The sequence below is a fragment of the Acidovorax sp. AC410 genome (genome assembly GCF_979253235.1).
In genome coordinates this window covers 3225476-3251931 of sequence record NZ_CEEDCG010000001.1, presented here as the reverse complement: position 1 = coordinate 3251931, position 26456 = coordinate 3225476, and the positions used below count along the sequence as shown (strand labels likewise).

Genomic DNA, 26456 nt, shown 5'->3' with positions numbered 1-26456 from the left:
ATGTCACACATTGTTCATGGCATGCCAAATGCATAACGGGGGCAAGCCAACCCTTCGACGGAGACACCCCATGCATGCCCTGATGTCCGCAGCGCCGACTTACCAGCTCGATGACCCGGCCGACATCGACGACACCGACGGCACCTACCTGCGCCAGGCCATCGCCTGGTCATGCACGGCGCGCGCACGCGGCAACCGGCCTTTTGGCGCGGTGGTGATCGGCGGCGACGGCACGCTGCTGGCCGAGGCCTACTGCAACGCGAGCGAGACGGGCGACTGCACGGGCCATGCCGAGACCAATGCCGTGCGCCAGCTCAGCCCGCGCCTGGGCCGCGATGCGCTGGCCCAGGCCACGCTGTATTCGTCGGCCGAGCCCTGCGTGATGTGCGCAGGCGCCATCTTCTGGTCGGGCATCGGCCGCGTGGTGTTCGGCATCGACGCGGTGCGGCTGCGCGAGTTCCGCGGCGAGCGGGCCGAGCAGCGCGACGCCGAACTCTCGTGCCGCGACGTGTTCGCCGCCTCGCCGCACGCCATTGAATGCATCGGGCCGGCCCTGATCGAAGAGGCCAGCGCACCGCATGTGGGCTTCTGGAAATCGTGACCAGCGACAATCGCCTTCCATGCCGACCAACGCCCCGCCCGTGAATGAAGCCGACATCGAGACCAGCAGCAATGTCGTCTCCGGCACCCTGCTCAGCCGCTCCAAGCAGGGGCGCGAGCGCATCCTGGGCGCCATCCGCGAGGCGGCGATTGCCGAGTTCAGCCGCCATGGCTTCAAGGGTGCGTCCACCAAGGCGATTGCCGAGCGTGCGGGCCTGACCAAGCCACAGCTGCATTACTACATCGCCAGCAAGGAAGAGCTCTACGAAGAGCTGCTGTACTCGGTGCTCAACGGCTGGTCGGGCGCCTTCCAGTTCGACAGCCAGAGCGACGACCCGAAGAAGGTGCTGAGCAGCTACGTGCGCAAGAAGCTCGACTACGCGCTGGACAACCCGGGCCTGTCGCGCATCTTCACCACCGAGGTGCTAGGCGGCGGGCGCAACCTGGGCAGGTACTGGCCCGTGGCCGTGAAGTCCACCCAGCAGAAGGTGGATCTGATCGACCGCTGGATCGCCGAGGGCCGCATGCGCCCGCTGGACGCGCGCCTCTTGCTCATGCAGATCTGGGGCATGACCCAGCACTACGCCGACTACGGCGTACAGGTACACATCATGCTGGGCCTGGCGCCCGAGGAGACGATAGACCGCGAGCCCATCGTGCGCGAGCTCACCAACTTCGTGCTGTTGGGCTGCGGCCTCGCACCCGATTCGCACCAGAGTGAATAGGTCTGCACGCTTGCGGGCGTAGCAGAACCCCAGCACAGCGCTTTGACCCAGGCAAAGCAGGCAATAGCCCGAAAGCCCTGCTGGCACAGCATTTGCAATAGTTTGACCAATCGATCAAATCAAGTGGTCAAACATGCACACCCCAGCCACGGCAACCCTGCTACCCGCCACGGAACAGGCCTCCTTTGAACTGGTGCTCGCGCGCAGCCACCTGCGGCTGCCCGTGGAGCCCGGCGAGAGCATGGCCGATGTGCTGCAGCTCGCCGGCATCGCCATCGACACCCTGTGCGAGCAGGGCGTGTGCGGCACCTGCGCCACGCGCTGGCTGGCGGGCGCCCCGGACCACCGCGACAGCTGCCTGAGCCCCGAAGAGCAGGCCACTCATGTGGCCGTGTGCTGCGCGCGCAGCCACGGCCCCTCGCTCACGCTCGACCTCTGAAGAAGGACACCCCGCCATGCGCATCCTCGTGATCTATTGCCACCCGGTGGAGACCAGCTACAACGCCGCCCTGCACGACGAGGTGGTGCGCAACCTGCTCGCGGCCGGCCATGAGGTGGACGACTGCGACCTGTATGCCGAAGACTTCAACCCCGTGCTCAGCCGCGAGGAGCGCCTGGGCTACCACGAGGTGCCGAGCAACCGCCTGCCGGTGCAGGGCTATGTGGACCGGCTGCTCCAGGCCGAGGCCGTGGTGTTCTGCTTTCCCACCTGGTGCTTTGGCATGCCGGCCATGCTCAAGGGCTTTTTCGACAGGGTGCTGATGCCCGGCGTGGCCTTCGACATCAGCGACCCGCACAACGTCAAGCCATCGCTCACGCACATCAAGCGCATCTCGGCCGTGGTGACCTATGGCCGCCCGCGCTGGACGGCCCTGCTCATGGGTGACCCGCCGCGCAAGTCCGTCACGCGCTACATGCGCCTGCTCACGGGCGGCAAGGCGCGGGTGGACTACCACGCCTACTACCACATGAACGTGGCCACCCCGCCGCGGCTGGAGGCCTTCAAGGCCCGTGTAGGCCAGGCCATGGCGCGCTTTGCATAAGGGGGACAGCATGCACGCCTCCAACGCCCCCGACCACATCCTCAACGCCCGCCTGCCGCGCTGGCTGCTGCCTCGCACCTGGCCCGCCAGCGCTGGCCAGCCCGCGCTGGCCGACCTGCACCTGGCCCAGGGCCGCATCCAGGCCATGGTGCCGCACGACCCCGCGCGCGCCCTGCCCGAGGGCAGCACCTGGGACCTGGCCGGCGCGCTGGTGCTGCCCGGCCTGGTGGATGCACACACCCATCTGGACAAGGCCTTCACCCTGCCGCGCATGGGCACCGTCCAACCCGGCCTGCTGGGCGCCATCGAGGCCATGATGGTCGACCGCCAGGGCTGGACCGAGGCCGACATACGCCAGCGTGCCAGCCGCGCCCTGCAATGGGCCCATGAGGCCGGCACGGTGCATGTGCGCACCCACTGCGACTGGTGGGAGCCCGAGGCCCAGCCCCTGGCCTGGGGCGTGCTGCGCGAGCTGGCGCAGGAATGGGCCGGCCGCATCACGCTGGAGCGCGTGGGCCTGATCCCCCTGCACCTGTACACCGAGCGCGCCACCGCCATGCAACTGGCCGCCACCGTGGCTGCCAGCGGCCCGGGCGCGCTGCTGGGCGGCTTCGTGCATTCGACCAACTGGAGCCCGCAGGCCCTGCGCCACCTGTTCGAGGCCGCACAGCACCACGGCCTGGACGTGGACCTGCATGTGGACGAAGAACTGCACCCCGGCGCCCTGGGCCTGGCCACCACGGCCGCGCTGCTCAAGGAACTGCGCTTCGAAGGCCATGTGGTCTGCGGCCACACCTGCGCCCTGGCCGCGCAGGACGAGGCCACCGCCCTGGCCACGCTCGACGCCGTGGCGGCAAGCCCCATCACCCTGGTCACCCTGCCCATCACCAACCTGCTGCTGCAGGACGCCACCACCGGCCGCACGCCGCGCCTGCGCGGCCTGACCCTGGTGAAGGAGGCGCATGCGCGCGGCATCCCCGTGCTGGTGGCCAGCGACAACGTGCAGGACCCGTTCTGCCCCGTGGGCAGCTTCGACCCGCTGGAGGCCCTGGCCACCGGCGTGCTGGCCGCGCAGCTCGACGCGCCGTTCGACCGCTGGTCCGAAGCACTGTGCCGTGCCGACTGGCTGCGCCGCGGGCCCGATGCCCTGCCCCTGCAGCCCGGCAGCGCGGCAGACCTGATCGTCTTCAACCAGGCCGACCGCTGGGGCTTTCCCTCGCGCACGCAGCCCCGCGTGGTGCTGCGCCAGGGCCGCGTCACCAGCGGCCACGCCGGCGCTGCATGGCACCTGGCGAATGCAACCCCCGCACCATCCACCCCCATCCCTGCACGGAGCCTTGCATGAGCGACAACGCACCCAACACCCCAGGCATCGCCCAGCCCTTGGCCCGCTACGCCGCCTGGCGCCGCGCGGGCGACCTGGTGTTCCTGTCCGGGATCATCGCGGTCGACCCGGCGGCCAGCCGCATCGTGCGCGGCTATGCCGACATCCCCGACGAGGCGGCCACGCTGATCGGCCGCACCGGCGAGTTCAGCAGCGACACCAAGGAAGGCCCCATCCTCGCGCAGAGCTGGTACGTGCTCGACCGCATCCGCCTGACCATCGAGGCCGCGGGCGGGCAGATGTCCGACGTGTTCAAGCTGGTGCAGTACTTCAAGAACCTGGACCACTTTCCCCAGTACAGCCGCGTGCGCAAGCTGTTCTTCCCGGGCGAGCCCCCGGCCTCCACCGTGGTGGAGGTCAGCGGCATGCTGCCGACCCCGGACATCCTGATCGAAGTCGAAGCCACGGCGTACCTGCCGCTGCGCTGACCCATCGCCCCCACACCCTCCTCACGAAAGCCCATCCATGCTGCACGGCTACAACCCGCCCCACCGCTACCTGCCCTACCTGAGCTGGACCGAGATCGTCGACCTGCCGGACAAGGAGAACACCGTCATCGTGCTGCCCACGGGCGCCACCGAGCAGCACGGCCCGCACCTGCCCTGCGCGGTGGACACGGTGATCAGCGCCGGCGTGGTGGGCCATGCCCTGGCGCGCCTGCCGGCCGAGGTGCCGGCGTTTGCCATGGCCCCCATCACCTACGGCAAGTCCGAAGAGCACCTGCACTTTCCGGGCACCATCACCCTCTCCGGCGAGACCCTGCTGGCCACCATGAACGAGGTGGGCGAGTCGGTCTACCGCGCGGGCTTTCGCAAGCTGCTGTTCGTCAACGGCCACGGCGGCCAGCCGCAGGTGATGGAGATGTGCGCGCGCGAGCTGCGCCTGCGCCATGGCGACTTCATCGTGGTGCCCAGCTTCACCTGGCGCGTGCCGCACGTGGCGGGCAAGTACCTGTCCGAGCAGGAGAAGAAGCTGGCCATGCACGCCGGCCATGCCGAGACGGCGCTGATGCTGGCCCTGGCCCCCGACACCGTGCACATGGAGCGCGCGGTGGTGAACTACCCGCCCGTGTTCGACTCGCCCCTGCTCTCGCCCGACGGCCGCCCCGCCTGCGCCTGGAGCGCGCGCGACTTCGGGCCCAGCGGCATCATCGGCGACCCGCTGCCGGCCACGGCCGAACAAGGCCACGCCATCCTTGACTCGCTGGCCGTGAGCTGGGCCGCCGCCATCACCGAGCTGCACAAGCTGCAGTGGGCAGCACGCCCCGAACCCACCTGGGGCCGCGCCAACCACACGGGCCATGTGGAGAACTCCTCCGCACTGGCCTGAAAACTGCGACGCAGCCGCACCCCCACACCCCTTTTCGCCACCTGTTTCGTCCCTTCTCCCCACCTAACGGAGTACTGCCATGATGAAGACCGCCCCCCGCCTTTCCAAACTTGGTGCAGCCGCGCTGCTCGCTGTTGGTGCCGCCGGCACCATGTCGGGCACTGCCCAGGCGCAGGAAAAGTTCACCTACATGACCAACTGGTACGCGCAGGCCGAGCACGGCGGCTTCTACCAGGCTGTGGCCACGGGCCTGTACAAAAAGTACGGCCTGGACGTGAGCATCAAGATGGGTGGCCCGCAGGTCAACATCGTGCAGATGATGGCGGCCGGCCAGGCCGAGTGCGTGATGGGATCGAGCGACCTGCAGATGATCCAGATGCGCGAGGGCGGCGTGCCTGTGACCACGGTGGCAGCGGTGTTCCAGAAAGACCCGCAGGTGCTGATCGCGCATGACGACGTGAAGAAGTTCGAGGACTTGAAGGGCAAGACCATCCTCATCGCCTCGTCGGCCCAGCGCGGCTACTGGCCCTGGCTGAAGGCCAAGTACGGCTTCACCGATTCGCAGACGCGCCCCTACACCTTCAACATCCAGCCCTTCGTGGCCGACAAGAACACCGCCCAGCAGGGCTACCTGACGTCAGAGCCGTTTGCCATCGCCAAGGCCGGCGTCAAGGCCAACACGCTGATGTTCAGCGACCAGGGCTACCCCGCCTACGCTACCACCGTGAGCTGCATGGACAAGACGCTCAAGGAGCGCAGCGCCGCCGTGGCCTCGTTCGTGAAGGCGTCGATGGAAGGCTGGAAGAGCTACCTGGCCGACCCCGCCCCCGGCAACGCACTGATCAAGAAGGACAACCCGAACATGACCGACGAACAGCTGGCCTACAGCGTGGCCAAGCTCAAGGAGATGGGCATGGTGACGGGCGGCGACGCGGCCAGCATGGGCATCGGCACCATGACCGACGCACGCGCCAAGGCGAGCTACGACTTTCTGGTCGAGTCCAAGCTGATCGACCCCGCCAAGGTGAAGCTGGCCGACACGTACAGCACCAGCTTCGTCAAGGACCTCAAGGTTCTGCCCTAAGCCCACCCTGCCCTGAAACAGCGGCCCTGCCCCACGCGCAGCGGGGCGGGCCGCATCCATCGAAAGGCCACTCCATGCATTCCGCCGAGCCCACCCCTTCTGCACCGACAACAGCCCACCGCCCCACGCCCGCCGTGCAGGTGCTGTCGGCCGAGAAGACCTACCCCAACGGCACGCAGGCCCTGCTGCCGGTGGACCTGACCATCGAAGAAGGCGAGTTCGTCACCCTGCTCGGCCCCTCGGGCTGCGGCAAGAGCACGCTGCTGAAGATGGTGGCCGGCCTGCTGGAGCCCACCGATGGCCGGCTGCAGCTGTGGCACAAGCCCGTGGCGCAGCTGGACGAAAGCGGCAAGAAGATGGCCTTCGTCTTCCAGTCGCCCACGCTCATGCCCTGGGCCAGCGTGCAGACCAATGTGCGCCTGCCGCTGGACCTGGCCGGCGTGCCGCGCCAGGAGGCCGATGGTCGCGTGGCCGAGGCCCTGGCCCTGGTGGGCCTGTCGAAATTTGCCAGCGCGCTGCCTCGCGCCCTGTCGGGCGGCATGCAGATGCGCGTGTCCATCGCGCGCGGCCTGGTCACCCAGCCCGACCTGCTGCTGATGGACGAGCCCTTTGGCGCGCTGGACGAGATCACGCGCCACAAGCTCGACGCCGACCTGCTGGACCTGTGGCGCAAGAAAAAACTCACCGTGATCTTCGTGACCCACTCGATCCACGAGGCGGTGTTTCTGTCGAGCCGCGTGGTGATGATGGCCGCGCGCCCCGGCCGCGTGGTGGAAGAGTTCACCATCGACGCACCCTACCCGCGCACGGCCGACTTCATGGTGTCGCCCGAATTCAGCCGCTACGCCAAGCAGCTGCAGGACAGCCTGCTGCGCGCCAGCGCAGACACAGAGGAGACCGCAGCATGAGCACGCCTTTCCCTGCAGCGCCCATCGCGGCGCCCGCCACCGCAGAGCGCAGCACACCCACGCGCGCACCAGCCCCAGCCAAGCCCGCCGCACCGCGCATCCCCCTCATGGCCCAGCCGCGCGTGCAGCGCGTGGTCTACCCGCTGCTGGTGGGGCTGGTGCTCATTGCGCTGTGGCAGGGCCTGGTCACGGCGATGGAGCTGCCGCCCTACCTGGTGCCGTCGCCCCTGCTCATGCTCAAGACGCTGTTCACCGACTGGGCGGCCCTGGGTGGCTCGCTGTGGGTGACCGTCAAGATCACGGTGCTGGCCTTTGGCGTGGCCACCGTGGCCGGGGTGCTGATCTCGTTTCTGTTCGTGCAGAGCAAGCGCATCGAGACGGCCCTGTTCCCCTACGCCGTGCTGCTGCAGGTCACGCCCATCGTAGCCGTGGCACCGCTGATTATCATCTGGGTGAAGGACCCGACCGCGTCGATGGTGATCTGCGCCGCACTGGTCGCCCTGTTCCCCATCATCAGCAACACCACGCTGGGCCTGCGCAGCGTGGAGCCCGACCTGCAAAGCTACTTCCAGCTCAACCGCGCCACGCGCATGCAGACCCTGCTGCGCCTGCGCATACCGAGCGCGCTGCCCTACTTCTTCGGGGGGCTTCGCATCTCCAGCGGGCTGGCCCTGATCGGCGCCGTGGTGGCCGAGTTCGTGGCCGGCACCGGCGGCCAGGGCGCGGGTTTGGCGTACCAGATTTTGCAGGCAGGGTTTCAACTGAACATACCGCGCATGTTCGCCGCGCTGCTGCTGATATCGCTGACCGGCGTGGCGCTGTTCGCGCTGATGGCCTGGGGCACCCGAGTGGCCCTGGGCAGCTGGCACGCCAGCGAAAACTCGATGGATTGAGAAGCCCCCTGAGTCGCTGCGCGCCTTCCCCCCAGGGGGACGCCGCCCCTGCGGCGGGGCGGCCCTTGCACGGCGGCACTGGCATGGGCCGCGCGTGTTCGACGTCTGTGGATGGCGCGTAACGCGCCGAACAACTGAGCCATCCCTTCACCGCCACTGCGCACTTTCGCGCGCGGTGCAGGCCCCCTTTTTCCCAAACCGGCCGCCGACGGCCCAGGAGATACAGACATGACCACCACCACCGCCCACCAACTGCCCGAACAACTGCCCGGCCTGGACTGGATTGCCGACCCGCTGCGCGTGGGCCGCCTGTCGCAGGACTTTGCCTGGTTCAGCCCCGTGCTCAAGCGCGACCTGGCCGGCAAGCGCGGCGACATTGCCGTGCGCCCGCGCACCGAGGACGAGATCCGCCAGGTGGTAGCGGCCTGTGCCAAGGCGCAGATGCCCCTCACCGTGCGCGGCAGCGGCACCGGCAACTACGGGCAAAGCACACCGCTGCATGGCGGGGTGATCCTGGACCTGTCGGGCTACAACGGCTTTGGCTGGGTGCGCGGCGGCGTGGGCCGGGCGCAGGCCGGCATCCGCCTGTCGGAGTTCGACGCGCAGGCCAAGCCCCAGGGGCAGGAGCTGCGCTGGCTGCCCTCCACCTACCGCAGCGCCACGCTGGGCGGGCTATTCGGCGGCGGCTTTGGCGGCGCCGGGTCGATCAACCACGGCCCGCTGGCCGCGCCCGGCAACGTGCTGGCGGTGCGCGCCATGACGGTGGAGCCCGAGCCCCAAGTCATCGAGCTGCGCGGCCCCGAGGCCATGCTGCTGCACCACACCTACGGCACCAACGGCATCGTGCTGGAGCTGGAAGTGGCGCTGACCCCCACGGTGGCGTGGACGGAATGCATCGTCACCTTCACCGAATTCGATGCCGCGCTGGAGTTTGCCGACCGCTTTGGCGCCGCGCCGGGGCTGGAGAAAAAAGAGGTGTGCTTTCTGGCCGCGCCCATCCCCGACTACTTCACCAGCCTGGCCGAGCACCTGCCCAAGGGCTGCCATGCGGTGATGCTGCTGGTGGCCCCGCATTCGGAAGACGGCATGCGCGACATGGCCGCCAAACATGGCGGCAGCGTCAGCTACCGCAAGACCGCCGACGAGGTGGACAAGAGCCACAAGACCCTGCTCGAATACACCTGGAACCACACCACCCTGCACGCGCTGAAGGTGGACAAATCGCTCACCTACATCCAGAGCGGCTTCACCCCCGCCACCCGGCTGGAGCAGGTGAAGGCGCTGGAAAAAGCCCTGGGCGGCGAGGTGATGATGCACCTGGAGTTTCTGCGCACCAAGGAAGGCGCCTTCAACTGCAGCGGGCTACAGCTCATCCGCTACAGCACCGAAGAGCGGCTCAACCAGATCATGCAGATCTACCGCGACCACGGCGTGCAAATCAACAACCCGCACGTGTACATCGTGGAAGACGGCAAGCAGAACAACCTGGACCCCGCCGTGGTGGGTATCAAGCAGCGCTTTGATCCGCAAGGTTTGCTCAACCCCGGAAAACTGCGCAGTTGGGTGCCGCCGGTGGCGAAAGCCGCATAGCCCCTGGCGCAGCGGCTGCAGGCGGGGCGAAGGCATAATCAGCTATTCATTTAATAGCAGTTTCCATCCATGTCCTGGCACGCGCGCCTGCAGCTCGACTACACCGTTGAAGGCCCCACCACCCGCACCGTGGCGCGCTACGAGCACAACGGGCCGCTGCGCATCCTGCAAAGCCTGTACCCCGAGGGCGACGGCATCTGCCACAACGTGCTGGTGCACCCGCCCGGCGGCCTGGTGGGCGGCGACACGCTGGACATCACCGCCACCGTGGGCCCGGGCGCGCACGGCCTGGTCACCACGCCGGGGGCCACGCGCTTTTACCGCTCCACCGGCCCGCTGGCGCTGCAGCGCAGCCACCTCACGCTGGGCGAAGGCGCACGCCTGGAATGGCTGCCGCTGGAAGCCCTGTGCTACAGCGCCTGCAATGCCGAGAACCACCTCACCCTGAACCTGGCCCCTGGCGCCGAATGCATGGGCTGGGACGTGACGGCCCTGGGCCTGCCCCATGCCGAACAGCCCTTCGTGCAGGGCCGCTTCGTGCAGCACCTCACCGTGCCCGGCCTGTGGCTGGAGCGCGGCGTGATCGACGCGGCCGATGAGCGCCTGCTGCAAAGCCCCCTGGGCCTGGCTGGTCAGCGCTGCATGGCCAGCATGTTCTTTGCCGCCGGCAGCGCGCTGGAGCGCAACCGCCGCGACGCCGCGCTGGATGCGGCGCGGGCGGTGATGGATGCGCACCCGACCTTGACTGCCACCGCAGGCGCCACCAGCCCCAATGCGCAGATGGTGGTGGTGCGCGTGCTGGCGCCGCAGGTGGAGCCGGCGATGAAGCTGCTCAAGGCCGTGCGCATGGCCTGGCGCCAGCAGATGTGGGCACTGCAGGGCGAGGCGCCACGCGTCTGGGCGATGTAGCCCCAACGGACCCACACCCGCCACAACACAGGAACCCCACGCACCATGTCCATACAACCCAGCGGCGCCACGCGGTATTTCTCGGGCACGTATGCCGAAGCCCGCGCCAAGTTTCTTAGTGCCGCAGCCCAGAGCGGCGCAACCATCAAATCCTTCGTGCACCCGGACCACCGCGGCGCGCTGGGCGAAGAGTTGGCCACCGACGTCGCGCTGATCGGCGCCATGGATGCGAAGAAGATCCTGCTCGTCACCTCGGGCACGCACGGGCCCGAAGGCTTTTGCGGATCGGGCACGCAGGTGGCCACACTCTATGATGCCGACCTGCTGGCACGCCTGGGGCAGGCCGGCGTGGCGCTGCTGCTGGTGCATGCGGTCAACCCGCACGGGTTTTCGCACCTGCACCGCACGAACGAAGACAACATCGACCTGAACCGCAACCACATCGACTTCACCGCGCCGCTGCCGGTGAACGCGGCGTATGCCGACGTGGAGCCGCTGATGCTGCCCACCACCTGGCCGCCCACGCCCGCCGACGACGCGGCCGTGGACGCCTATATTGCCAAGCATGGCCTCGCCGCCTTCCGCAATGCCGTGTTCAAGGGCCAGTACACCTCGCCCGACGGCTTGTTCTACGGCGGCACCGCGCCGTCGTGGAGCAACAAGACCATCCGCGCCATCCTGCGCAAGTACGTGGCAGCCGCCACGCACCTGGGCTGGATCGACGTGCACACGGGCCTGGGCCCCTACGGGCACGGCGAGAAGATCTACCCCGGCCGCAACACGCCCGAGGACCTGGCGCTGGCCCAGTCATGGTGGGGCGCCGACGTGTTCTCGCCCTTCTCCGGCGACTCGGCCTCGGCCGATGTGTCGGGCCCCGTGGTCACCACCGCCTTCGACGAATGCCCCAACGCCCGCATCGCCCCCATGGGCCTGGAGTTTGGCACCCTGCCCGAGGCAGACATGCTGCTGCGCCTGCGCGCAGACACCTGGCTGCGCAGCCACCCCGAGGCGCCGGCAGCGCAGCAGCGAGAGATCCGCGCCCAGTTGCGCGACGCGTTTTACTGCGACAACGAGGAGTGGAAGGGCATGGTGCTTGGGCAGACGCGGGTGGTGTTGTTGCAGACGGTGCAGGGGTTGCGGAAGGGGTGAAGGGGCTGGGGCCCAGGCGCGCTGGATTGCAGTTGACGTACGGCATTCCCGGACCGATTCCCCGCCTTCGCACATGTCAGTGCAGTTCGGGTGACTTGGCCGGAGAGGGTTTATGCTTTAGTGGGGATGCGTCGCGATATGGACGATCCAGGGAGAGTTCACATGCTGAACCCATGCCCCGAGTAACACCTATAGTTCAAAAATGGAAGCCAATGAAGCTGCTCGATCGCACACGTTCAAGGTCAACCATATTGCTATTGTTGAATCGCTTGCAACCAGCGAATTTCTGACCGGCCGCGAGCTGGCAGGGTATCTCCGCGGACAGCTTGAAGACTCGCAAACGCCGATCACTGTTTCGTACTCCGAAGTGGCGACACCCGATGACTTTCGAGCGGTTGTTGCGAGTCTGGCGACGCGTGCTGAGTATGAAGGCCTGCGTCCAATATTGCATGTAGAGGCACACGGTGAAGACGATTTCGGGCTTCACTTTCGTAGTGGAAAACTTCACTGGCGGGAAATCTGTGACGCGTTAATTCCTTTAAACCAGGCTAGTGACTTTAACCTGCTGCTGTCAGTATCAGCATGCTTTGGCGTGAACTTCATCTCTGGAGTAACGCTGAGCAGAGGAGCCCCCTGCTATGCATTGCTGGGGCCTTCGCATGACCTGTCGGGTAGCGATCTTCTAAACAGGTTTCGGATTTTTTATCGGGAAGTGATCCACTCACAAAACTTGGATTCGGCATTGACCACGATGAATCAAGATCAGCTTGAGCAAGGACACATGGTATTTCTACTTGCGGAGAATTGGTTCGAAGATCTGATGCTGGAATATCTCAGAAACGCGACACATACGAAGGAACTGAAGGCTGCAGCCATGCGCATGTATGTCAAGGCGAAGGGAGCCGGAGCTGCGTCTACGCTCACCGATATAAAAAGGCACTTGTTGAAGAATAGGCCGCTGATCGCCCGAAACTACTATGCCGAATTTTTCATGGTCGAGCATGTACCGGAAAATGCACAGCGCTTCGCCGCGCTCCTGCATGCCATGGAAATGACAATAGCTGCGGATAGTAGCGATGTGCCACTGAGCAGATTCAGCCGGTGATCTGTATTGCGCCAGGCGACAACTTCTCGCTCAACAGGTTAGCGGTGTAGCGCAGCCGATCAATATCTGCATCCTTTTGCACGCCCCGGCTGAAGCAGCACAGCGTGCCATAGACCTGGCCGTCTGCCAGGCGTACAGGGGTGCTCAGATGCGTGCCGATGTCGAACCCGGGGTCGGGCGCCTGGCCTGCCTTGACGAGGGGCACGGCGTTGTCGATCTTTTCTGGCAAGCGGCCTTCGACCACATACTGGCACCAGCTTTCTTCGGCCGGGTCAGACATGCCCGCCACGACGGGCGCAAAATCGGGCGCGCTGTCCACCGCCTTGAAGGTGCGGCGGCCGTCTGCAATCTGCGAGACGAAGGCCACGTCCATGCCCAGGCGCTTGCGCAGCAGTTTCAGAACCGCCGGTACCACAGCGGGAAGCTCATGGTCGGCAGAGTCGCTGGTGGCGACCAGCATTTCGGAAATGGTGACGTCCAGGTCGTCGGGGTTGTAGTCGAGCATGTGCATACCCATCAGTCTAAACCGCGACTGGGCAGACTGTCGTAAGCGAACGTCTGTTGCGTATCGAATCACACGCGACCCGATGATGGCCCTGCGCAACGGGAGGAGACGGTTTGGTTGCCCGCCCACCGCTCCTCGTTCGCGGGCCTGCCCATACCGGGCAGGCCGTCATCACTGCAGCATCAAGCCGTTGTCGCCGCCACCGCAGGCACCTTCAACAACCCATCGGCCTTGAACATCGCCCGAATCCCGCGCACAGCCTGCCGGATACGCGCCTCGTTCTCGATCAGCGCAAACCGCACGTACTCATCCCCCTGGTCGCCAAAGCCGATGCCGGGCGATACGCAGACCTTGGCCTTGTCGAGCAACTGGCGCGCGAATTCGAGCGAGCCCAGGGCGCGGTAGGGTTCGGGGATGCGGGCCCAGATGTACATGCTGGCTTTGGGGCAGTCCACGGCCCAGCCCGATTCGGTGAGGCCTTTGAACAGCACGTCGCGGCGGCGCTGGTACTGGGCGGCGATGTCTTTCACGCACTGCTGGTCGCCCTCCAGCGCGGCGATGGCGGCGACCTGCAGGGGAGTGAAGGTGCCGTAGTCGTGGTAGCTCTTGATGCGGGCGAGCGCGGCCACGAGGTCGGGGTTGCCGACCATGAAGCCCACGCGCCAGCCGGCCATGTTGTAGCTTTTGGAGAGGGTGAAGAACTCCACGGCCACGTCCTTGGCGCCGGGCACTTCCATGATGCTGGGGGCGCGGTAGCCGTCGTACACGATGTCGGCGTAGGCCAGGTCATGCACCACCAAAATGTCGTGCTTCTTGGCCAAGGCGATGACGCGTTCGAAGAACGACAGCTCCACGCACTGCGCGGTGGGGTTGCTGGGGAAGCCGAAGATCATCATCTTGGGCTTGGGGTAGCTGCCGCGGATGGCCTTTTCGAGCTCGGCAAAAAAGTCGACATCGGGCGCCACGGGCACGCTGCGGATGTCGGCCCCGGCGATCACCGCGCCGTAGATGTGGATGGGGTAGCTCGGGTCAGGCACGAGCACGGTATCGCCCCGGTCCAGCGTGGCCAGCATCAGGTGGGCCAGGCCCTCCTTGGAACCGATGGTGACGATGGCCTCGGTGTCGGGGTCGATGTCGACTGCGTAGCGGTCTTTGTACCAGTGGCTGATGGCGCGGCGCAGGCGGGGGATGCCCTTGCTGGCGGAGTAGCCGTGGGTGTCGGGCCGCTGGGCCACCTCGGTGAGCTTGGCCACGATGTGCGGCGGGGTCGCGCCATCGGGGTTGCCCATGCTCATGTCGATGATGTCCTCGCCACGGCGGCGGGCAGCCAATTTAAGCTCGGCCGTGATGTTGAAGACGTAGGGGGGAGGCGATCGATGCGCGCAAAGCGGCGCTTGCCCTGAGAAGCAGACATGCTGGTGAACTTTCACGTAAGCGCCCGGAACCGTCCGAGCGACGTGGCTGGCAGAAAGGCCGGCCCGCATTCAATGTACATCAAACGCGGTATTCGTTCCTCACATTGCGGCGGTGTCGCACCGCCGCTACGCTCAGGCTTTCAGGCCTGCGCTGGCGCGTGTGGTGGCCTTTTCGCTCGACATGGACCACGCGAAGATGCCCACGCCGCAGATGCCCAGCACCACGCCCACCCAGCCCGTGGAAGTCCACCCCAGGCCGGCTGCGATGGACATGCCGCCCAGCCAGGCGCCCAGCGCGTTGGCGGCGTTGAAGGCCGAGTGGTTGAGCGCGGCAGCCAGGGTCTGCGCATGGCCCGCCACATCCATCAGGCGGATCTGCAGCGCGGGGCCGATGGCGACCAGGGTGCCCAGGAAGAAGGTGGAGAGCGCAGCCGTGACGGGATGGTGGGCTGCAGGCACGGACAGCGCCAGCACCACGATGGACCACAGCAGCACCTTGCCCACGGTGGGCATGAGGGCCTTGTCGGCCATGCGCGAGCCGACGATGTTGCCCACCACCATGCCCAGGCCGAACAGCGCGAGCACAAAGGGCATGAGCGCGGGCGGCATGCCGGCCACCTCCAGCAACGTGGGCTTGATGTAGCTGAACACGGCGAACATGCCGCCAAAGCCGATGGCGCCGATGCCCAGGGTGAACCACACCTGCTTGCGCGCCAGGGCGCCCAGCTCGCGCAGGGGGCTGGCGCCGTGCGATGCCGGCATCTCGGGCACCCACAGGCGCACCATGACCACGGCGGCCACGGCAATGAGCCCCACGAAGACGAAGGCCGCGCGCCAGCCGAAATGCTCGCCCAGCGCGGCGGCAATGGGCACGCCCACCAGCGTGGCGGTGGTCAGCCCCAGCATGACCCAGCCCACGGCGCGCGCGCGGCGCCCCGGGGGTGCCAGGGCGGCGGCCACGAGGGCCGCCACGCCGAAGTAGGTGCCGTGTGGCAGGCCGGTGAACAGGCGCATGGCGCTGAGCGAGCCGTAGCCCGGTGCCAGGGCCGACGCGAAGTTGCCCAGGGCGTACACCACCATCAATGCCATGAGCAGCGCACGCCGCCCCCAGTTGGCGCACAGCACGGCCAGCACGGGCGCGCCCACCACCACGCCCAGCGCATAGGCGCTGATGACGTGGCCGGCCTGCGGAATGCTCACGTTGATGTCGCGCGCCACCTCGGGCAGCAGGCCCATGATGACGAATTCACCCGTGCCGATGGAAAAGCCGCCGACCCCCAGGGCCAGCACGGCGCGCACCAGGGTGCGGTCGTCGGTAGGGGTGTGGGCGATGGGCGACGACGTGGGGGACAGGGGCGCGGTCATGGCGGCAGCAGCAACGGCAACAGGGCGACGCCGCACCAGCCATGGGCAGGCGGGCGCAGGAGAAGCACAGGGTGGGGAAGAAACGGAGTTACGGGGGTAAACCCGATTCATGTAACCATAGCACGCCCCGCGCTGCGCTGCAGGGGCGGGGATATCTGTAACCTTGGTGAACAGGCCTCGCCAGCGGGGCTGCTACGCTAGTTGACTGAGCACGCCCCTCCTCCCACCAAGGACCGCGAATGACGACACCCAGCACAGCCGACCACATTGCCGACACCGTCAAGGTGCTGGCCTTCGACATTTTCGGCACCGTGGTGGATTGGCACGGCTCTATCGTGCGCGAGATGCAGGCGCTGTACCCGGCCGTGGATGGAGATGCCTTTGCCATCGCCTGGCGCAGCGGCTACCAGCCGGCCATGGCGCGCGTGATGCGTGGCGAGCAGGGGTGGACGCGCATCGACTCGCTGCACCGCGGCATCCTCGACGAGATACTGCCTAAATTCGGCCTGACCCACCTCACCGAGGCCGAGCGCTGGCACCTGAACCATGTGTGGCAGCGGCTGGACCCATGGGCCGACAGCGTGGCCGGGCTCACGCGGCTCAAGACGCGCTTCACCATCACCACGCTGTCGAACGGCAACATCAGCCTGCTGACCCACATGGCCAAGCGTGCGGGCCTGCCGTGGGATTGCATCCTGAGCGCCGAGGTGTTCCGCGCGTACAAGCCCCACCCGGACACCTACCTGGGCGTGGCGCGCACCTTTGACCTGGAACCCGCGCAGGTGGCGCTGGTGGCCACCCACCATGACGACCTGGAGGCTGCGCGCGCCTGCGGGCTGCGCACCATCTATGTGGAGCGGCCGCTGGAACTGGGCGCAGCCCGCCCCAAGGACTGCACGCCGCAGCCAGGCAACGACCTGCACACGTCCAGCATCCTCGACCTTGCCCAGCGGCTGGGTTGCTGAGCGCAGGCCTCGGAACCTATCGCGCCGCCACCAGCAGCTGCACGAACATCTGCACCTTGGTATGGCACTCGGGGCTGATGGAGGTGAACTCCAACCCCGCCAGCCACTGCCCGCCCTCGGGCTTCAAGGTGATGACGCGGGCGTAGACGTCGGTGGCGTGGTATTCGACCAGGGTCAGGTCGAATTCGAGCTTGAGCTCGCTGTGCAGAGCCAGTTCTTCGGTCAGCTCCACCAACAGGCCGTGGTAGCCGATGTCGCGGATGGCGGCATGCACGATCTGCGGCACGATGATCTTGTCCTGGATGCGCTGGCACAGGCAGGGCAGGCGCGTGTCCACGCGGTGGCTGCGCCGGAACTCCTGGCGCGGCACCTTGAGCTTGCGCGAGGGGATGGCCACCAGCTCGCGCAGGCCCACGGGCTGCTGGCGCCCCTTGACGTAGACCTGCATGGGGGCCGATGCCGACACCAGCCCCCAGCAGCGCTGGTAGGTGGCCTCGCTGATGAGCACCTGGCCACGCAGGCTGAAGGCCTCGATGCGCGAGGCAAGGTTGACCTCTTCGCCGATGACGGTGTATTCGGAATACACGTCGGAGCCGAAACGCCCCGCCATCACCGTGCCGGTGTTCACACCGATGCCCAGGAAAACCTCGGGCAGGCGCTCGCGCATGTGGGCCAGGTTCAGGTCGCGCATGGACATCTGCATCTCGACGGCGCACATCAGGGCGCGGTCGACATCGTCCTCGCGCGCCACGGGTGCGCCGAAGAGGACCATGATGGAGTCGCCCATGAACTTGTCGATGGCGCCGCCGTGCTTGAAGACCACCTCGCTGAGCATGGCCAGGCACCGGTTGAGCGCAGGGATCACCACGCCCGCCGGCAGCGATGCCGACAGCGCCGTGAAGCCGCGCAGGTCGGCCAGCAGGATGGTGACCTCGCGCGGTGCCACCGACAGGCTTTCATTGAACACGCCGTCAGGCCCCTCGCTGCCACGCAGGATGGCCGCCATCTCGACCGTGGCCGCCTCGTTGAGCGGCGCGCCCGTCTCGCGGGCAATCAGCGCCTGCAGGCGGCGCAGGGCATCGTGGTTGAATTCTTTGTGCATGGGCGGCAAGCTGGTTCCACTGGGGGCCGGGACTGTCGCAGCATAGCGTTATCGACCAGCCGCGCGGGCTGCAGTCCACGCCAGCCAGAATAGGCGCGCCCCGGGGGCGGGTCAAGCCGGCCCCGGGAAAACAACGAGGGGAAAGCGCCCTATGGACGCAGGCCCCACGCCGTGCTGGCATCAGCCTGCACCGGCCCCTGCGGCCTGCTGCACCACCTGGTCCAGCATGCCAAAGGGCCCCGGGCGGCCCTGGCCATCGAGCGCCACCATGCGCACCCGCTCGCCAAAGCGCAGAAAGGGCGTGCGCGGCGCGCCCTCGGCCAGGGTTTCGAGCATGCGGCGCTCGGCGATGCAGCTCGAACCCATGGCCGCGTCGGCATTGGAGACGGTGCCCGAGCCGATGACCGTGCCGGCCGACAGCCGGCGCGTGCGCGCGGCATGCGCGATCAATTGCCCAAAATCAAAGTGCATGGCGCCGCCGTGCGGGTGGCCGCACCAGGCACCGTTGCGGTAAGTCTGCAGCTGCAGGTGTACGCGGCCCTCGTGCCAGGCGGGGCCCAGCTCGTCGGGCGTGACGGCGATGGGGGCGAAGGCGGTGGCGGGCTTGGCCTGCAGAAAGCCGAAGCCGCTTCGGGCCTCGCGTGGGCCAAAGCCGCGCAGGCTCCAGTCGTTGAGCAGCACCACCAGGCGCACATGCTGCAGCGCCTGCCGTGCATCCACCCCCATGGGCGTGGCGCCCAGCACCACGCCGAACTCGCCTTCGTAGTCGATGCCGTCGCCCTCCGAGGGCAACGGCACCGGGTCGTGCGGGCCCAGGAAATCGTCGGCCGCGCCCTGGTACATCAGCGGGATGGTCTCGAAGTCGGCGATGGGCGGGGTCTTGAAGGCGCGCTCCATCAGCCGCCCATGGTTCAGAAAGGCCGAGCCGTCGAGCCATTGGAAGCTGCGCGGCAGCGGCGCGGCGCACTGGCGCGCGTCGAACGGCACGGCGCCCACGCTGGCGCGGGTGTCGGGGATGTTCAGGGCCAGCGACAGGCGTTCGAGCGCCGGCAGCACTTCGTCCCAGCGCTGCAGGGCGTCGAGCAGGGTGGGAGCCACGGGGCTGGCGTCCACGCAGTGGCTGGCGTCGGCCGAGACGACGACCAGGCGGCCGTCGGGCTGGCCGTTCTTGAGGGTGGCGAGTTTCATGCCGTGGCCTTGCCCAGGGGGAGTGCAGGGTCGAAGATGGCGACGGCGCGCGTCCACCCGGCGGAGGCGCCGCGCACCTTGACCGGGAAGCACGATACATAGAAGCCGCTGGCGGGCAATGCCTCCAGGTTGTGGAGTTTTTCGAGGTGGCAGTAGCCGATGTCGCGACCGGCCTTGTGGCCTTCCCAGATCAGCGAGGCGTCGCCGCTTTCGGCATAGCGCTGGGCGGTGTAGGCAAAGGGGGCGTCCCAGCTCCAGGCGTCGGTGCCGGTGAGGCGCACGCCGCGCTCGAGCAGGTACATGGTGGCCTCATACCCCATGCCGCAGCCGGCGCGGGTGTAGCCCGCCGTCCCGTAGGCGCTGCCTGCGCGGGTGTTGACGACCACGATCTCCAGCGGCTGCAGGGTGTGGCCGATGCGCGCGAGCTCGGCCTCCACGTCGGCGGCCTGCACCACGTAGCCATCGGGCAGGTGGCGAAAATCGAGCTTCACGCCGGGCTGAAAGCACCAGTTCAGGTCCACCTCGTCGATGGTCAGGGCGCGCTGCCCGCCGTCCATGGTGGAGGCGAAGTGGTACGGCGCGTCGAGGTGGGTGCCGTTGTGGGTGTTGAGCTGCACGTCCTCGACCGCCCAGGATTCGCCGTCGGGCAGGTCCTCCCGGCGCAGGCCGGGGAAGAAGCGCGCCAGGTCGTCAAAGCTCATGTGGTGGTCGATGTAGCTGATGCGCGGGCCCAGGCCCGGGGGGTCGGAGACCACGTCGTTTTCAAGGTGCATCGAGATATCGACGATGCGGCGCTCTGGGTTGTTGGTCATGGCGTGCACAGTGCTCAGGACTCGGCGGTGAAGCCGGTTTGCTTGATCAGCGTGCGCCACTGCTCGGCGTCGGCTCGCAGCAGCTGGGCCAGCTCGGCGGGGGTGGAGGGCTTGATCTCCAGGCCGTACTGCTTGCCGTACTCGACCACCTCGGGGTGGGCCAGGGCGGCCTGCAGGGCGTCGGCCGCGCGCTTGACGGTGTCGGGCGAGGCCTTGCCAGGCAGGAAGAAGCCATACCACTCGTTGACCTTGAGCGGGTAGCCCAGCTCGTTGAGCGTGGGTACCTGCGGCAGAAAGGGCGAACGCCGGGGCCCGGAGATGGCCAGCACACGCAGCTTGCCGCCCTTTTGGTGCTGCAGGTAGTCACCGATGGGGCCCCAGAACGCGGGGATCTGCCCGCCCAGCAGGTCTTGCATGCCCGGCACCGTGCCGCGGTAGGCGATGTGCCGCAGATCCTGCTTGCTGAACTGGCCCAGCAGCACGCCCACCATGTGCGGCATGGAGCCCGCGCCGGGGCTGCCGTAGTTGGCGCTGTTGGGGTGGGCCTTGGTCCAGGCCAGAAAGTCTGCCAGGGTGCGCACGCTGTCGGGGGTGCTGGGGCCCACGGCCAAGCCGTGGTCCATCATGGCGCCCAGGGATACGGGGGCCACGTCGTCCAGCGTATAGCGCAGCTTGGGGTAGGTGTAGGGGTAGATGGAAAGCATGGACGAGGGTGTGATGAGCAGGCTGGTGCCGTCGGCCGGCGCGTCGCGCAGCGTGAGGATGCCGATCTGCCCGCCCGCACCGGGCTTGTTCTCCACCACCACGGCGCCGGCGTAGCGGTCGCGCATGCGGTCTGCCACGCGGCGCGCCAGGGCATCGACCGTGCCGCCCGCGGGAAAGCCGGTAAAGATGCGCGCCACCTCGGGCAGCGGCGCCTTGGGCGCCTGGGCCCGGGCGGCCATGGCCCAGGTGGAGGGCAGCAGCGCTGCGGCAGAAAGCTGGGTGAACCGGCGGCGGGTGGTCATGGTTTTTGTCTCCTGGTGAAAGGGCTGCAATGGCGGATGCGAACGCGGCGAGTCGGTGGTGCAAGGACCTGGCGACACGCCTCGGTGAAAAAATTATACGAACGTACAAACTTGCGGCCACTGGGGTTTGTACGAGTGTTCAATTGTTTTGTACATCCGTATAAATCGGACCATGCCACGCACCAAATCCAACTCCCCTGCCCCGGAAGCTGCTGCCGCTTCCTCAGCCGCCGTAGCCGCTGCACCGCGCAAGCGCACCACCGGCAAGGCCCTGCCCGGCGCCGACGACGCGCTGGCACCGAACCGCCAGGCCAACATCCTGCAGGCGGCCGAGCGGCTGTTTGCAGCACGCGGCTTCCACGGCGTGTCGATCCGTGACATTGCCGACGAGGCCGGCGTGCCGCTGGCGCTGGTGGGCTACTACTACGGCCCCAAGCTGTCGCTGTACCACGCGATCTTTCGCGCGCATGCGGGCTACATCGGCGTGCGGCTGCAGTCGCTGGGGGAGGCGCAGCGCGCCGCCGCGCCCGAGGCGCTGCTGGACGAGATCGTCCGGGCCTTCGTGCTGCCCGTACTCGAGGTGGCCAGCCAGCCGGCCGGCCAGCACTTCCTGCGCCTGCTGTCACGCGGCATGAGCGACCACCTGGAGGAGGACGAGCCCATCATCCGCGAGCTGTTCGACCCGCTGGCGCATGCCTTCATCGACGCCCTGGCCGCCGCCCTGCCCCAGGCCACGCGCAGCCAGGCGGCCTGGTGCTACCAGTTCGCGCTGGGCGCGCTGCTGCACCATGTGAACGACCGGCGCATCGAGCGCCTGTCGCTGGGCCAGAACCAGCCGGGCGACGAGGCCGTGGCCGGGCCGCTGCTGGTGCGCTTCATCGCGCACGGCATGCGCGGCGCCTGCGGCGGGCCGGTGCATTGATGGCCCCGCAGTCGATGCGCCTGACCGGCGCGCCCTGACCCAGCGCCGGGGTCTTACCAACCGATCACACCGCTGCGTGCCGGTGGCATGCCACCGGTGCGAGCGCCTGCGTGCGTGCCCGCCGCAGACAGCGCCCAACCGGCGCTGACCCAGCCCACCACAGCCCTTGGAGCGCTCGCATGGCGAACGCGCCAGGGAGCCGTGCGCCCTCTTCCCCCATCCACCCACCACAACGACTGGAGACACACCATGCAAACCCACTTCCTTTGCGCCCCTGCCGCACGCCACGCAGCCCTTCTGGCCCTGCTGGGCATCACCGCCACCAGCGCACACGCCCAACCGGCCGCCGGCCCGAGCCTGCAACTCTATGGCCTGGTGGATGCGGCCGTGGGCCGCTTCGAGGGCGCGGCCACCGGCGTCAACACGCAGGACGGGCCCGTGGGCAAGCTCGAAGGCGGCGGCATGTCCACCAGCCACTGGGGCGTGCGCGGCAACGAGGACCTGGGGGGAGGGATCACGGCGGCGTTCGAGTTGTCATCCTTCATGCGCAACGACTCGGGCGCCAGCGGGCGCAGCGATGCGCTGCCCGCGCCGGTGAACCTCGCGGCCGACCCGGTGTTCTCGCGCGCAGCATGGGTGGGGCTGGCGCACCCCACGTGGGGGCGCGTGCGGCTGGGCAATGTCACCTCGCTGCTGTTTCTCAACAGCATCACCTCGAATGCCTTCGGCGATTCCACCGTGTTCGGGCCTCTGAACCTGGTGACCTTCATCGGTGCGCCGCTCACGGGCGGCACGGGTTGGACGAATTCGGTGGTGTATGACAGCCCCAATTGGGCGGGTTTCAGCCTGTCCGCAGCGCATGCGCTGTCGGAGGGCCAGGGCGGGGGCAACAGCGCGCTGCGCGCAGCCTATGGCCAGGGCCCGTTCGCCACATCGCTGGCGTGGCAGAGCGTGAAGAAGAACCCGATCACCTTTGCCGACGGCACCTCGCCCAACGACACGCGGGCCTGGCAACTGGCGGCCTCGTACGACTTCACGGCGGTGAAGGTGTTCGCCCACCTGGGCCACATACGGAACCGGGGTACGGCGGCGGCGCCGCTCAAAGTAGGCTACCGCGTGTGGGATGTGAGTGCGGCCGTGCCCATGGGTGCGGGCCGGTTGCTGGCAGGGTATGCATCGCGCCGCACGGCTGACGCCGTGGGGCCGGTGCCGGCCACCGTGGCCGGAGGCAATGTGCAGCGGCGGGTGTTCACCGTGGGGTACGACTATTTCCTGTCCAAGCGCACCGACGTCTACCTGATGGCTATGCGCGACAGCACGCGCACGCAGACGCTGCCGGCCCCGCCACGGGCGGTGGATGCGCACGGCACCAGTTTTGCGCTGGGCATGCGCCACCGCTTCTGATCAGGCGGCCAACGCCCCCTTGGGGTCATCCACCCACTGGCGCTGCACGCAGTGGAAGGCGGCGCGCGCGGGGTCGTAGTCCCAGCGCGCCGCCCAGCGCAGCACCTTGTCGGGGTCGTGCGCATCGGCCTCGTGGCTAAGGATGACCAGGCTGTTGGGGTAGCCATGGCGCAGGCGGTGCGATACGGCCGTGCCGGCCTGGCTGACCCACAGGCCGGGCAGCGGCTGCAGCAGGCCGGCGGCGTGGGCATGGCCCGACAGCAGCATCTGCGCGCCGGCGTCGCGCCAGCGCAGCAGGGCTTCATCGGCGCGCGCCGGGCGGTGCTCCTTGTCCTGCGTGTTGCGGGCGGTGAGCGGGTGGTGGGCGACAACGATGCGCCAGGGCTCTTCGTAGGCCTCGGCCAGTTGCTTCTCGACTCGGGCGATCTGCGCGCTGGAGAGGCTGCCGCGCTCGTGCCGCCAAGGCCGCGTGGTGTTCACGCCGACGATGAAGAAGCGGCCCAGCTGGCGCACGGGCTCCAGGTCCTTGCCGAACTCGTGTTCGAAGCGGTCATAGGCCCGACCCCAGCGCAGCCACCAGGCGAACAGCGGCAAATCATGGTTGCCCGGCAGCACCACCGTGGCACCGGCATCAAGCCCACGGATGAAGCTGGCCGCCTGCGCGAACTGGGCCGCGGTGGCGCGCTGCGTGACATCGCCCGAAACCACTACCACCGACACCCCGAGCTGGCGCGCCAGGGCCTGCACCGCCCGGCAGACCACGGGCTCGTGCGCGCCGAAGTGCAGGTCGGACAGGTGCATCAGTACGGACATGGGCGTAGGGTACAGGCGCCAGGGCGTGAGCGGGTGAATCCGTGCCCGGTCAGCCGGCGGCCATGGCGCCACCCAGCGCGGGCAGGGGCACGATCGCAGGGGACTCGGGCTCGGCACCAACGTGGTCGGGCTCCTGTTCTGCCTGCGGCGCGGCAGAGCTGTCGCGGTCGAGCGTGGTGCGGGTGACCAGCCACAGCGGCTTGTCGTGTACCCGAAAGCGCAGCGGCGGCGCCATCCATTCACGCTCGCCGTCAAAAGCCACCTTGACCTGCGCAGGGCGCCAGCTGGCGGGGGCCACAGTCATCTCGGCACAGGCCATGCTCATCACGGCACTGTCGCGGGCCAACTGGCCGGTGGCCGCATTCCAGACCGTGCGGGCCACGGCCCAGCGGTCCTGCGGCTGTAACAACACCACGGCGAGCTGGCCACCATCGGCCACCGACCGGGCTTGTTCCAGCCCCATGCGGCCCAATTGCAGCGGGTTGTTGCCGACGAACAGCGTGGTGACCAGGTGCTCCTCCTGCTGCGCCTGGGCGCCTTCGTGCGTGCGCATGATGACGCGCCAGCGCCGCCCTCCGGCGGGGCGGAACATGCTCCACACAGCCGACAGGATGGCCACCATGCGCGAGCGGCCAAAGCGCCTGGAGGCCATCTCGCGCTCGGCCAGCAGGCGCGGGTACAGGCCCACGGCGGCGTTGACCACGAACATGCGCTCGTTGACGAAGCCGACCTGCACGGGGCGCATGTCGCTGTGCTGCATGGCGTGCAGCATGTCCTGCACGGCGATCTCGGGGTCGAGCGCCAGTCCGTGCTCACGGCTGAAGTAATTGAAGGTTCCCATGGGCACCACGCCCATCGGCACACCCGCCTGCAGCGCTGCAGAAGCCACCGCATTGATCGTGCCGTCGCCACCGGCGGCCACCACCAGCCCGCCATCGGCCTGTGCATCGCGCACCGCCTGGTAGGCCAGCTCGACGATGTCACCGCGCTCGTCGGGCACGTGCCACACCACGTCGTGGGCATGGGCCGCAAAGGCGCCTTCGAGCTTGGCGCGCACCAGGTCGAAGTCGGCGCCCGGGCGCTTGGGCACCACGAGGTGGATGCGCCCGTGGGGGTGGACGGCGGGAGGGCGTTGGGCAATGGTCATGGGTGAAAGGCAAGGCTCCGGTGGGGCAACGGCATGGCGCCGCTAACGGGCCACGGTGGCACATGACGCCGCTATCGCTCCATGGTGCCCGGCTCTGGCGCCTGGGCCTGTCAGCCACGGCGCTGTGAGCCTGTCGGCTCCTTGTCCTACATTCACAGCCGGTGCGAAGGGGTGATGGGCAGTGCGATACAAGCGCAGTATCCACCCGAAACCGAACGCTTGCCATTGAATCCCATGAACACCACCGCCATCGGCCACCTCATCGCCAGCCACCCTATGGGCTGGTGGCTGGCGGGCTTGGCGCTGGCCGGCTTGGCGGGGCCCCTTGCGCTGTGGGGCCTGCGCACGGTGCGCCGGCACGGCGGGCCGCTGCTGCAGCGCACGCTGCCCACGGCCATCGACCCGCGCTGGGCCCTGCTGGCAGGCATGCTGGCCGCCGCCTGCGCGGTGGTACTGGCCGGCAGCGTGATGGCCGAGCTGGCCGAGAGCGGCAGTGAGCAGGACGGTGACTGGGGCGCGGTGGACGATGCCATTGCCGACGCCCTGCGCCTGCACGCCGCCACCGGGGTGCTGCGTTTCTTTGCCGCCCTCACCCACCTGGGCGACACCGCCGTGCTCACGGCGCTCACGGCCCTGGTGGCCGCCGGCCTGTGGTGGCGCGGCCACCGCCTGCTGGCCACGGGCTGGCTGGCGGCCCTGGCGGGCAATGGGGCGCTGACGCGCATTTTGAAAAGCATTTTTGAACGCGCCCGGCCCGAGCACCTGCACCATGGCGTGGCGCAGGCCGATGGCTACAGCTTCCCCAGCGGGCACAGCAGCGCCTCGATGGTGGCCTACACCCTGCTGGCCTACCTGGCCACGCGCCTGCTGCCGCCACGCTGGCATGTGCCCTGCGTGGTGCTGGCGGGCATGCTGGTCTTCACCACCGGCTGGAGCCGCATGGTGCTGCAGGTGCACTATGCCAGCGACGTGCTGGCCGGCTGGCTGCTGGGCGGCACCTGGATGGTCTGCACGGTGCTGGTGATCGAGAGCGTGGCGCGCTGGCGGCACCGGGTGGGCAGCGCGCCGGTGCCCGGCTGAAATCAGGCCCCG

At 68.0% G+C, this 26456-nt stretch carries 26 protein-coding genes and 1 pseudogene; 18 read left to right on the top strand and 9 right to left on the bottom strand.

Annotated elements, in window-relative coordinates; translation table 11 throughout:
• Positions 1 to 70 precede the first annotated feature (70 nt).
• The 14 genes from AC0IZS_RS15200 to AC0IZS_RS15135 all read left to right on the top strand — a co-directional run bounded on the left by AC0IZS_RS15200 (position 71) and on the right by AC0IZS_RS15135 (position 12719).
• The gene (locus AC0IZS_RS15200; protein ID WP_471636364.1) at positions 71 to 601 is read left to right on the top strand and encodes a nucleoside deaminase; all 531 of its coding nucleotides are present in this window, start codon (positions 71 to 73) and stop codon (positions 599 to 601) included.
• A gap of 19 nt (positions 602 to 620) precedes the next feature.
• Complete coding sequence (locus AC0IZS_RS15195; protein WP_471636363.1) at positions 621 to 1325, top strand: TetR family transcriptional regulator C-terminal domain-containing protein; 705 nt, start codon at positions 621 to 623, stop codon at positions 1323 to 1325.
• Between the two features lie 133 nt (positions 1326 to 1458).
• On the top strand, positions 1459 to 1764 hold the full coding sequence (locus AC0IZS_RS15190; protein WP_471636362.1) for a 2Fe-2S iron-sulfur cluster-binding protein: 306 nt from the start codon (positions 1459 to 1461) through the stop codon (positions 1762 to 1764).
• 16 nt (positions 1765 to 1780) lie between these two features.
• Positions 1781 to 2368 carry an NAD(P)H-dependent oxidoreductase gene (locus AC0IZS_RS15185; RefSeq protein ID WP_471636361.1) on the top strand — a complete coding sequence of 196 codons (588 nt, stop codon included), beginning with the start codon at positions 1781 to 1783 and terminating at the stop codon, positions 2366 to 2368.
• A gap of 10 nt (positions 2369 to 2378) precedes the next feature.
• Positions 2379 to 3713, top strand: a complete 1335-nt coding sequence (locus AC0IZS_RS15180) for an amidohydrolase family protein (protein ID WP_471636360.1) — start codon at positions 2379 to 2381, stop codon at positions 3711 to 3713.
• Positions 3710 to 4180: a RidA family protein gene (locus tag AC0IZS_RS15175; protein ID WP_428002269.1), complete on the top strand. Its 471-nt coding sequence runs from the start codon at positions 3710 to 3712 to the stop codon at positions 4178 to 4180. Before AC0IZS_RS15180 ends, AC0IZS_RS15175 begins: the two co-directional genes overlap by 4 nt.
• Before the next feature lie 37 nt (positions 4181 to 4217).
• The gene (locus AC0IZS_RS15170) at positions 4218 to 5081 is read left to right on the top strand and encodes a creatininase family protein (RefSeq protein WP_322595091.1); all 864 of its coding nucleotides are present in this window, start codon (positions 4218 to 4220) and stop codon (positions 5079 to 5081) included.
• Positions 5082 to 5160: 79 nt separating this feature from the next.
• Entirely contained in the window at positions 5161 to 6165 is a 1005-nt protein-coding gene (locus AC0IZS_RS15165) for an ABC transporter substrate-binding protein (RefSeq protein WP_471636359.1), read from the top strand.
• 74 nt (positions 6166 to 6239) lie between these two features.
• Positions 6240 to 7073 (top strand): ABC transporter ATP-binding protein, encoded by an 834-nt coding sequence (locus tag AC0IZS_RS15160; protein WP_471636358.1) that lies wholly within the window; start codon positions 6240 to 6242, stop codon positions 7071 to 7073.
• Positions 7070 to 7966 carry an ABC transporter permease gene (locus AC0IZS_RS15155; RefSeq protein ID WP_471636357.1) on the top strand — a complete coding sequence of 299 codons (897 nt, stop codon included), beginning with the start codon at positions 7070 to 7072 and terminating at the stop codon, positions 7964 to 7966. The genes AC0IZS_RS15160 and AC0IZS_RS15155 overlap by 4 nt, the downstream gene beginning before the upstream one ends.
• 228 nt (positions 7967 to 8194) lie before the next feature.
• Positions 8195 to 9556: an FAD-binding oxidoreductase gene (locus AC0IZS_RS15150; RefSeq protein ID WP_471636356.1), complete on the top strand. Its 1362-nt coding sequence runs from the start codon at positions 8195 to 8197 to the stop codon at positions 9554 to 9556.
• A gap of 69 nt (positions 9557 to 9625) precedes the next feature.
• The gene (locus AC0IZS_RS15145) at positions 9626 to 10465 is read left to right on the top strand and encodes an urease accessory protein UreD (protein WP_471636355.1); all 840 of its coding nucleotides are present in this window, start codon (positions 9626 to 9628) and stop codon (positions 10463 to 10465) included.
• Positions 10466 to 10510: 45 nt separating this feature from the next.
• Complete coding sequence (locus tag AC0IZS_RS15140) at positions 10511 to 11614, top strand: M14 family metallopeptidase (protein WP_471636354.1); 1104 nt, start codon at positions 10511 to 10513, stop codon at positions 11612 to 11614.
• Positions 11615 to 11816: 202 nt separating this feature from the next.
• Positions 11817 to 12719, top strand: coding sequence for a hypothetical protein (locus AC0IZS_RS15135; protein ID WP_471636353.1), 903 nt, complete (start codon positions 11817 to 11819; stop codon positions 12717 to 12719).
• On the opposite strand, the gene AC0IZS_RS15130 is transcribed toward AC0IZS_RS15135, so the two are convergent.
• The 3 genes and pseudogenes from AC0IZS_RS15130 to AC0IZS_RS15120 form a co-directional block, all read right to left on the bottom strand.
• On the bottom strand, positions 12709 to 13230 hold the full coding sequence (locus tag AC0IZS_RS15130) for a GAF domain-containing protein (RefSeq protein WP_471636352.1): 522 nt from the start codon (positions 13228 to 13230) through the stop codon (positions 12709 to 12711). The genes AC0IZS_RS15135 and AC0IZS_RS15130 overlap by 11 nt on opposite strands.
• Positions 13231 to 13406: 176 nt before the next feature.
• Positions 13407 to 14638: pseudogene (alaC, locus tag AC0IZS_RS15125) on the bottom strand (alanine transaminase).
• Positions 14639 to 14771: 133 nt separating this feature from the next.
• Entirely contained in the window at positions 14772 to 16004 is a 1233-nt protein-coding gene (locus AC0IZS_RS15120; RefSeq protein ID WP_471636351.1) for an MFS transporter, read from the bottom strand.
• 239 nt (positions 16005 to 16243) lie between these two features.
• On the opposite strand from AC0IZS_RS15120, the gene AC0IZS_RS15115 reads away from it, so the two are divergent.
• Positions 16244 to 16969 carry a haloacid dehalogenase type II gene (locus tag AC0IZS_RS15115; RefSeq protein ID WP_471636350.1) on the top strand — a complete coding sequence of 242 codons (726 nt, stop codon included), beginning with the start codon at positions 16244 to 16246 and terminating at the stop codon, positions 16967 to 16969.
• Between the two features lie 16 nt (positions 16970 to 16985).
• Here the strand turns inward: AC0IZS_RS15115 and AC0IZS_RS15110 are convergent, their stop codons facing one another.
• The 4 genes from AC0IZS_RS15110 to AC0IZS_RS15095 form a co-directional block, all read right to left on the bottom strand.
• Positions 16986 to 18071 carry an adenylate/guanylate cyclase domain-containing protein gene (locus tag AC0IZS_RS15110; RefSeq protein ID WP_471636349.1) on the bottom strand — a complete coding sequence of 362 codons (1086 nt, stop codon included), beginning with the start codon at positions 18069 to 18071 and terminating at the stop codon, positions 16986 to 16988.
• 180 nt (positions 18072 to 18251) lie between these two features.
• The gene (locus tag AC0IZS_RS15105; protein WP_471636348.1) at positions 18252 to 19259 is read right to left on the bottom strand and encodes a fumarylacetoacetate hydrolase family protein; all 1008 of its coding nucleotides are present in this window, start codon (positions 19257 to 19259) and stop codon (positions 18252 to 18254) included.
• Positions 19256 to 20071, bottom strand: coding sequence for a cyclase family protein (locus AC0IZS_RS15100; RefSeq protein WP_471636347.1), 816 nt, complete (start codon positions 20069 to 20071; stop codon positions 19256 to 19258). Before AC0IZS_RS15100 ends, AC0IZS_RS15105 begins: the two co-directional genes overlap by 4 nt.
• 14 nt (positions 20072 to 20085) lie before the next feature.
• Positions 20086 to 21078, bottom strand: coding sequence for a tripartite tricarboxylate transporter substrate-binding protein (locus AC0IZS_RS15095; RefSeq protein ID WP_471636346.1), 993 nt, complete (start codon positions 21076 to 21078; stop codon positions 20086 to 20088).
• Between the two features lie 172 nt (positions 21079 to 21250).
• Between AC0IZS_RS15095 and AC0IZS_RS15090 the strand changes: the two genes are divergently transcribed.
• Positions 21251 to 22000, top strand: a complete 750-nt coding sequence (locus tag AC0IZS_RS15090; RefSeq protein ID WP_471636345.1) for a TetR/AcrR family transcriptional regulator — start codon at positions 21251 to 21253, stop codon at positions 21998 to 22000.
• Positions 22001 to 22249: 249 nt separating this feature from the next.
• Complete coding sequence (locus AC0IZS_RS15085; protein WP_471636344.1) at positions 22250 to 23404, top strand: porin; 1155 nt, start codon at positions 22250 to 22252, stop codon at positions 23402 to 23404.
• Here AC0IZS_RS15085 and AC0IZS_RS15080 read toward each other — a convergent pair whose 3' ends face one another.
• Together AC0IZS_RS15080 and AC0IZS_RS15075 are read right to left on the bottom strand one after the other, a co-directional pair.
• Complete coding sequence (locus AC0IZS_RS15080; protein ID WP_471636343.1) at positions 23405 to 24217, bottom strand: metallophosphoesterase family protein; 813 nt, start codon at positions 24215 to 24217, stop codon at positions 23405 to 23407.
• A 49-nt stretch (positions 24218 to 24266) separates the two neighbouring features.
• Entirely contained in the window at positions 24267 to 25364 is a 1098-nt protein-coding gene (locus AC0IZS_RS15075) for a diacylglycerol/lipid kinase family protein (protein WP_471636342.1), read from the bottom strand.
• 234 nt (positions 25365 to 25598) lie between these two features.
• Between AC0IZS_RS15075 and AC0IZS_RS15070 the strand changes: the two genes are divergently transcribed.
• On the top strand, positions 25599 to 26444 hold the full coding sequence (locus AC0IZS_RS15070) for a phosphatase PAP2 family protein (RefSeq protein WP_471636341.1): 846 nt from the start codon (positions 25599 to 25601) through the stop codon (positions 26442 to 26444).
• The last annotated feature ends 12 nt before the right edge of the window (positions 26445 to 26456 follow it).

Coding starts and splice junctions, on each gene's coding strand:
- AC0IZS_RS15095 (WP_471636346.1), bottom strand. CDS start 21,078: ATGACCACCCGCCGCCGGTTCACCCAGCTTTCTGCCGCAGCGCTGCTG.
- AC0IZS_RS15140 (WP_471636354.1), top strand. CDS start 10,511: ATGTCCATACAACCCAGCGGCGCCACGCGGTATTTCTCGGGCACGTAT.
- AC0IZS_RS15080 (WP_471636343.1), bottom strand. CDS start 24,217: ATGTCCGTACTGATGCACCTGTCCGACCTGCACTTCGGCGCGCACGAG.
- AC0IZS_RS15195 (WP_471636363.1), top strand. CDS start 621: ATGCCGACCAACGCCCCGCCCGTGAATGAAGCCGACATCGAGACCAGC.
- AC0IZS_RS15115 (WP_471636350.1), top strand. CDS start 16,244: ATGACGACACCCAGCACAGCCGACCACATTGCCGACACCGTCAAGGTG.
- AC0IZS_RS15085 (WP_471636344.1), top strand. CDS start 22,250: ATGCAAACCCACTTCCTTTGCGCCCCTGCCGCACGCCACGCAGCCCTT.
- AC0IZS_RS15090 (WP_471636345.1), top strand. CDS start 21,251: ATGCCACGCACCAAATCCAACTCCCCTGCCCCGGAAGCTGCTGCCGCT.
- AC0IZS_RS15135 (WP_471636353.1), top strand. CDS start 11,817: ATGGAAGCCAATGAAGCTGCTCGATCGCACACGTTCAAGGTCAACCAT.
- AC0IZS_RS15200 (WP_471636364.1), top strand. CDS start 71: ATGCATGCCCTGATGTCCGCAGCGCCGACTTACCAGCTCGATGACCCG.
- AC0IZS_RS15160 (WP_471636358.1), top strand. CDS start 6,240: ATGCATTCCGCCGAGCCCACCCCTTCTGCACCGACAACAGCCCACCGC.
- AC0IZS_RS15130 (WP_471636352.1), bottom strand. CDS start 13,230: ATGCACATGCTCGACTACAACCCCGACGACCTGGACGTCACCATTTCC.
- AC0IZS_RS15175 (WP_428002269.1), top strand. CDS start 3,710: ATGAGCGACAACGCACCCAACACCCCAGGCATCGCCCAGCCCTTGGCC.
- AC0IZS_RS15120 (WP_471636351.1), bottom strand. CDS start 16,004: ATGACCGCGCCCCTGTCCCCCACGTCGTCGCCCATCGCCCACACCCCT.
- AC0IZS_RS15145 (WP_471636355.1), top strand. CDS start 9,626: ATGTCCTGGCACGCGCGCCTGCAGCTCGACTACACCGTTGAAGGCCCC.
- AC0IZS_RS15190 (WP_471636362.1), top strand. CDS start 1,459: ATGCACACCCCAGCCACGGCAACCCTGCTACCCGCCACGGAACAGGCC.
- AC0IZS_RS15100 (WP_471636347.1), bottom strand. CDS start 20,071: ATGACCAACAACCCAGAGCGCCGCATCGTCGATATCTCGATGCACCTT.
- AC0IZS_RS15110 (WP_471636349.1), bottom strand. CDS start 18,071: ATGCACAAAGAATTCAACCACGATGCCCTGCGCCGCCTGCAGGCGCTG.
- AC0IZS_RS15075 (WP_471636342.1), bottom strand. CDS start 25,364: ATGACCATTGCCCAACGCCCTCCCGCCGTCCACCCCCACGGGCGCATC.
- AC0IZS_RS15070 (WP_471636341.1), top strand. CDS start 25,599: ATGAACACCACCGCCATCGGCCACCTCATCGCCAGCCACCCTATGGGC.
- AC0IZS_RS15150 (WP_471636356.1), top strand. CDS start 8,195: ATGACCACCACCACCGCCCACCAACTGCCCGAACAACTGCCCGGCCTG.
- AC0IZS_RS15105 (WP_471636348.1), bottom strand. CDS start 19,259: ATGAAACTCGCCACCCTCAAGAACGGCCAGCCCGACGGCCGCCTGGTC.
- AC0IZS_RS15155 (WP_471636357.1), top strand. CDS start 7,070: ATGAGCACGCCTTTCCCTGCAGCGCCCATCGCGGCGCCCGCCACCGCA.
- AC0IZS_RS15185 (WP_471636361.1), top strand. CDS start 1,781: ATGCGCATCCTCGTGATCTATTGCCACCCGGTGGAGACCAGCTACAAC.
- AC0IZS_RS15165 (WP_471636359.1), top strand. CDS start 5,161: ATGATGAAGACCGCCCCCCGCCTTTCCAAACTTGGTGCAGCCGCGCTG.
- AC0IZS_RS15170 (WP_322595091.1), top strand. CDS start 4,218: ATGCTGCACGGCTACAACCCGCCCCACCGCTACCTGCCCTACCTGAGC.
- AC0IZS_RS15180 (WP_471636360.1), top strand. CDS start 2,379: ATGCACGCCTCCAACGCCCCCGACCACATCCTCAACGCCCGCCTGCCG.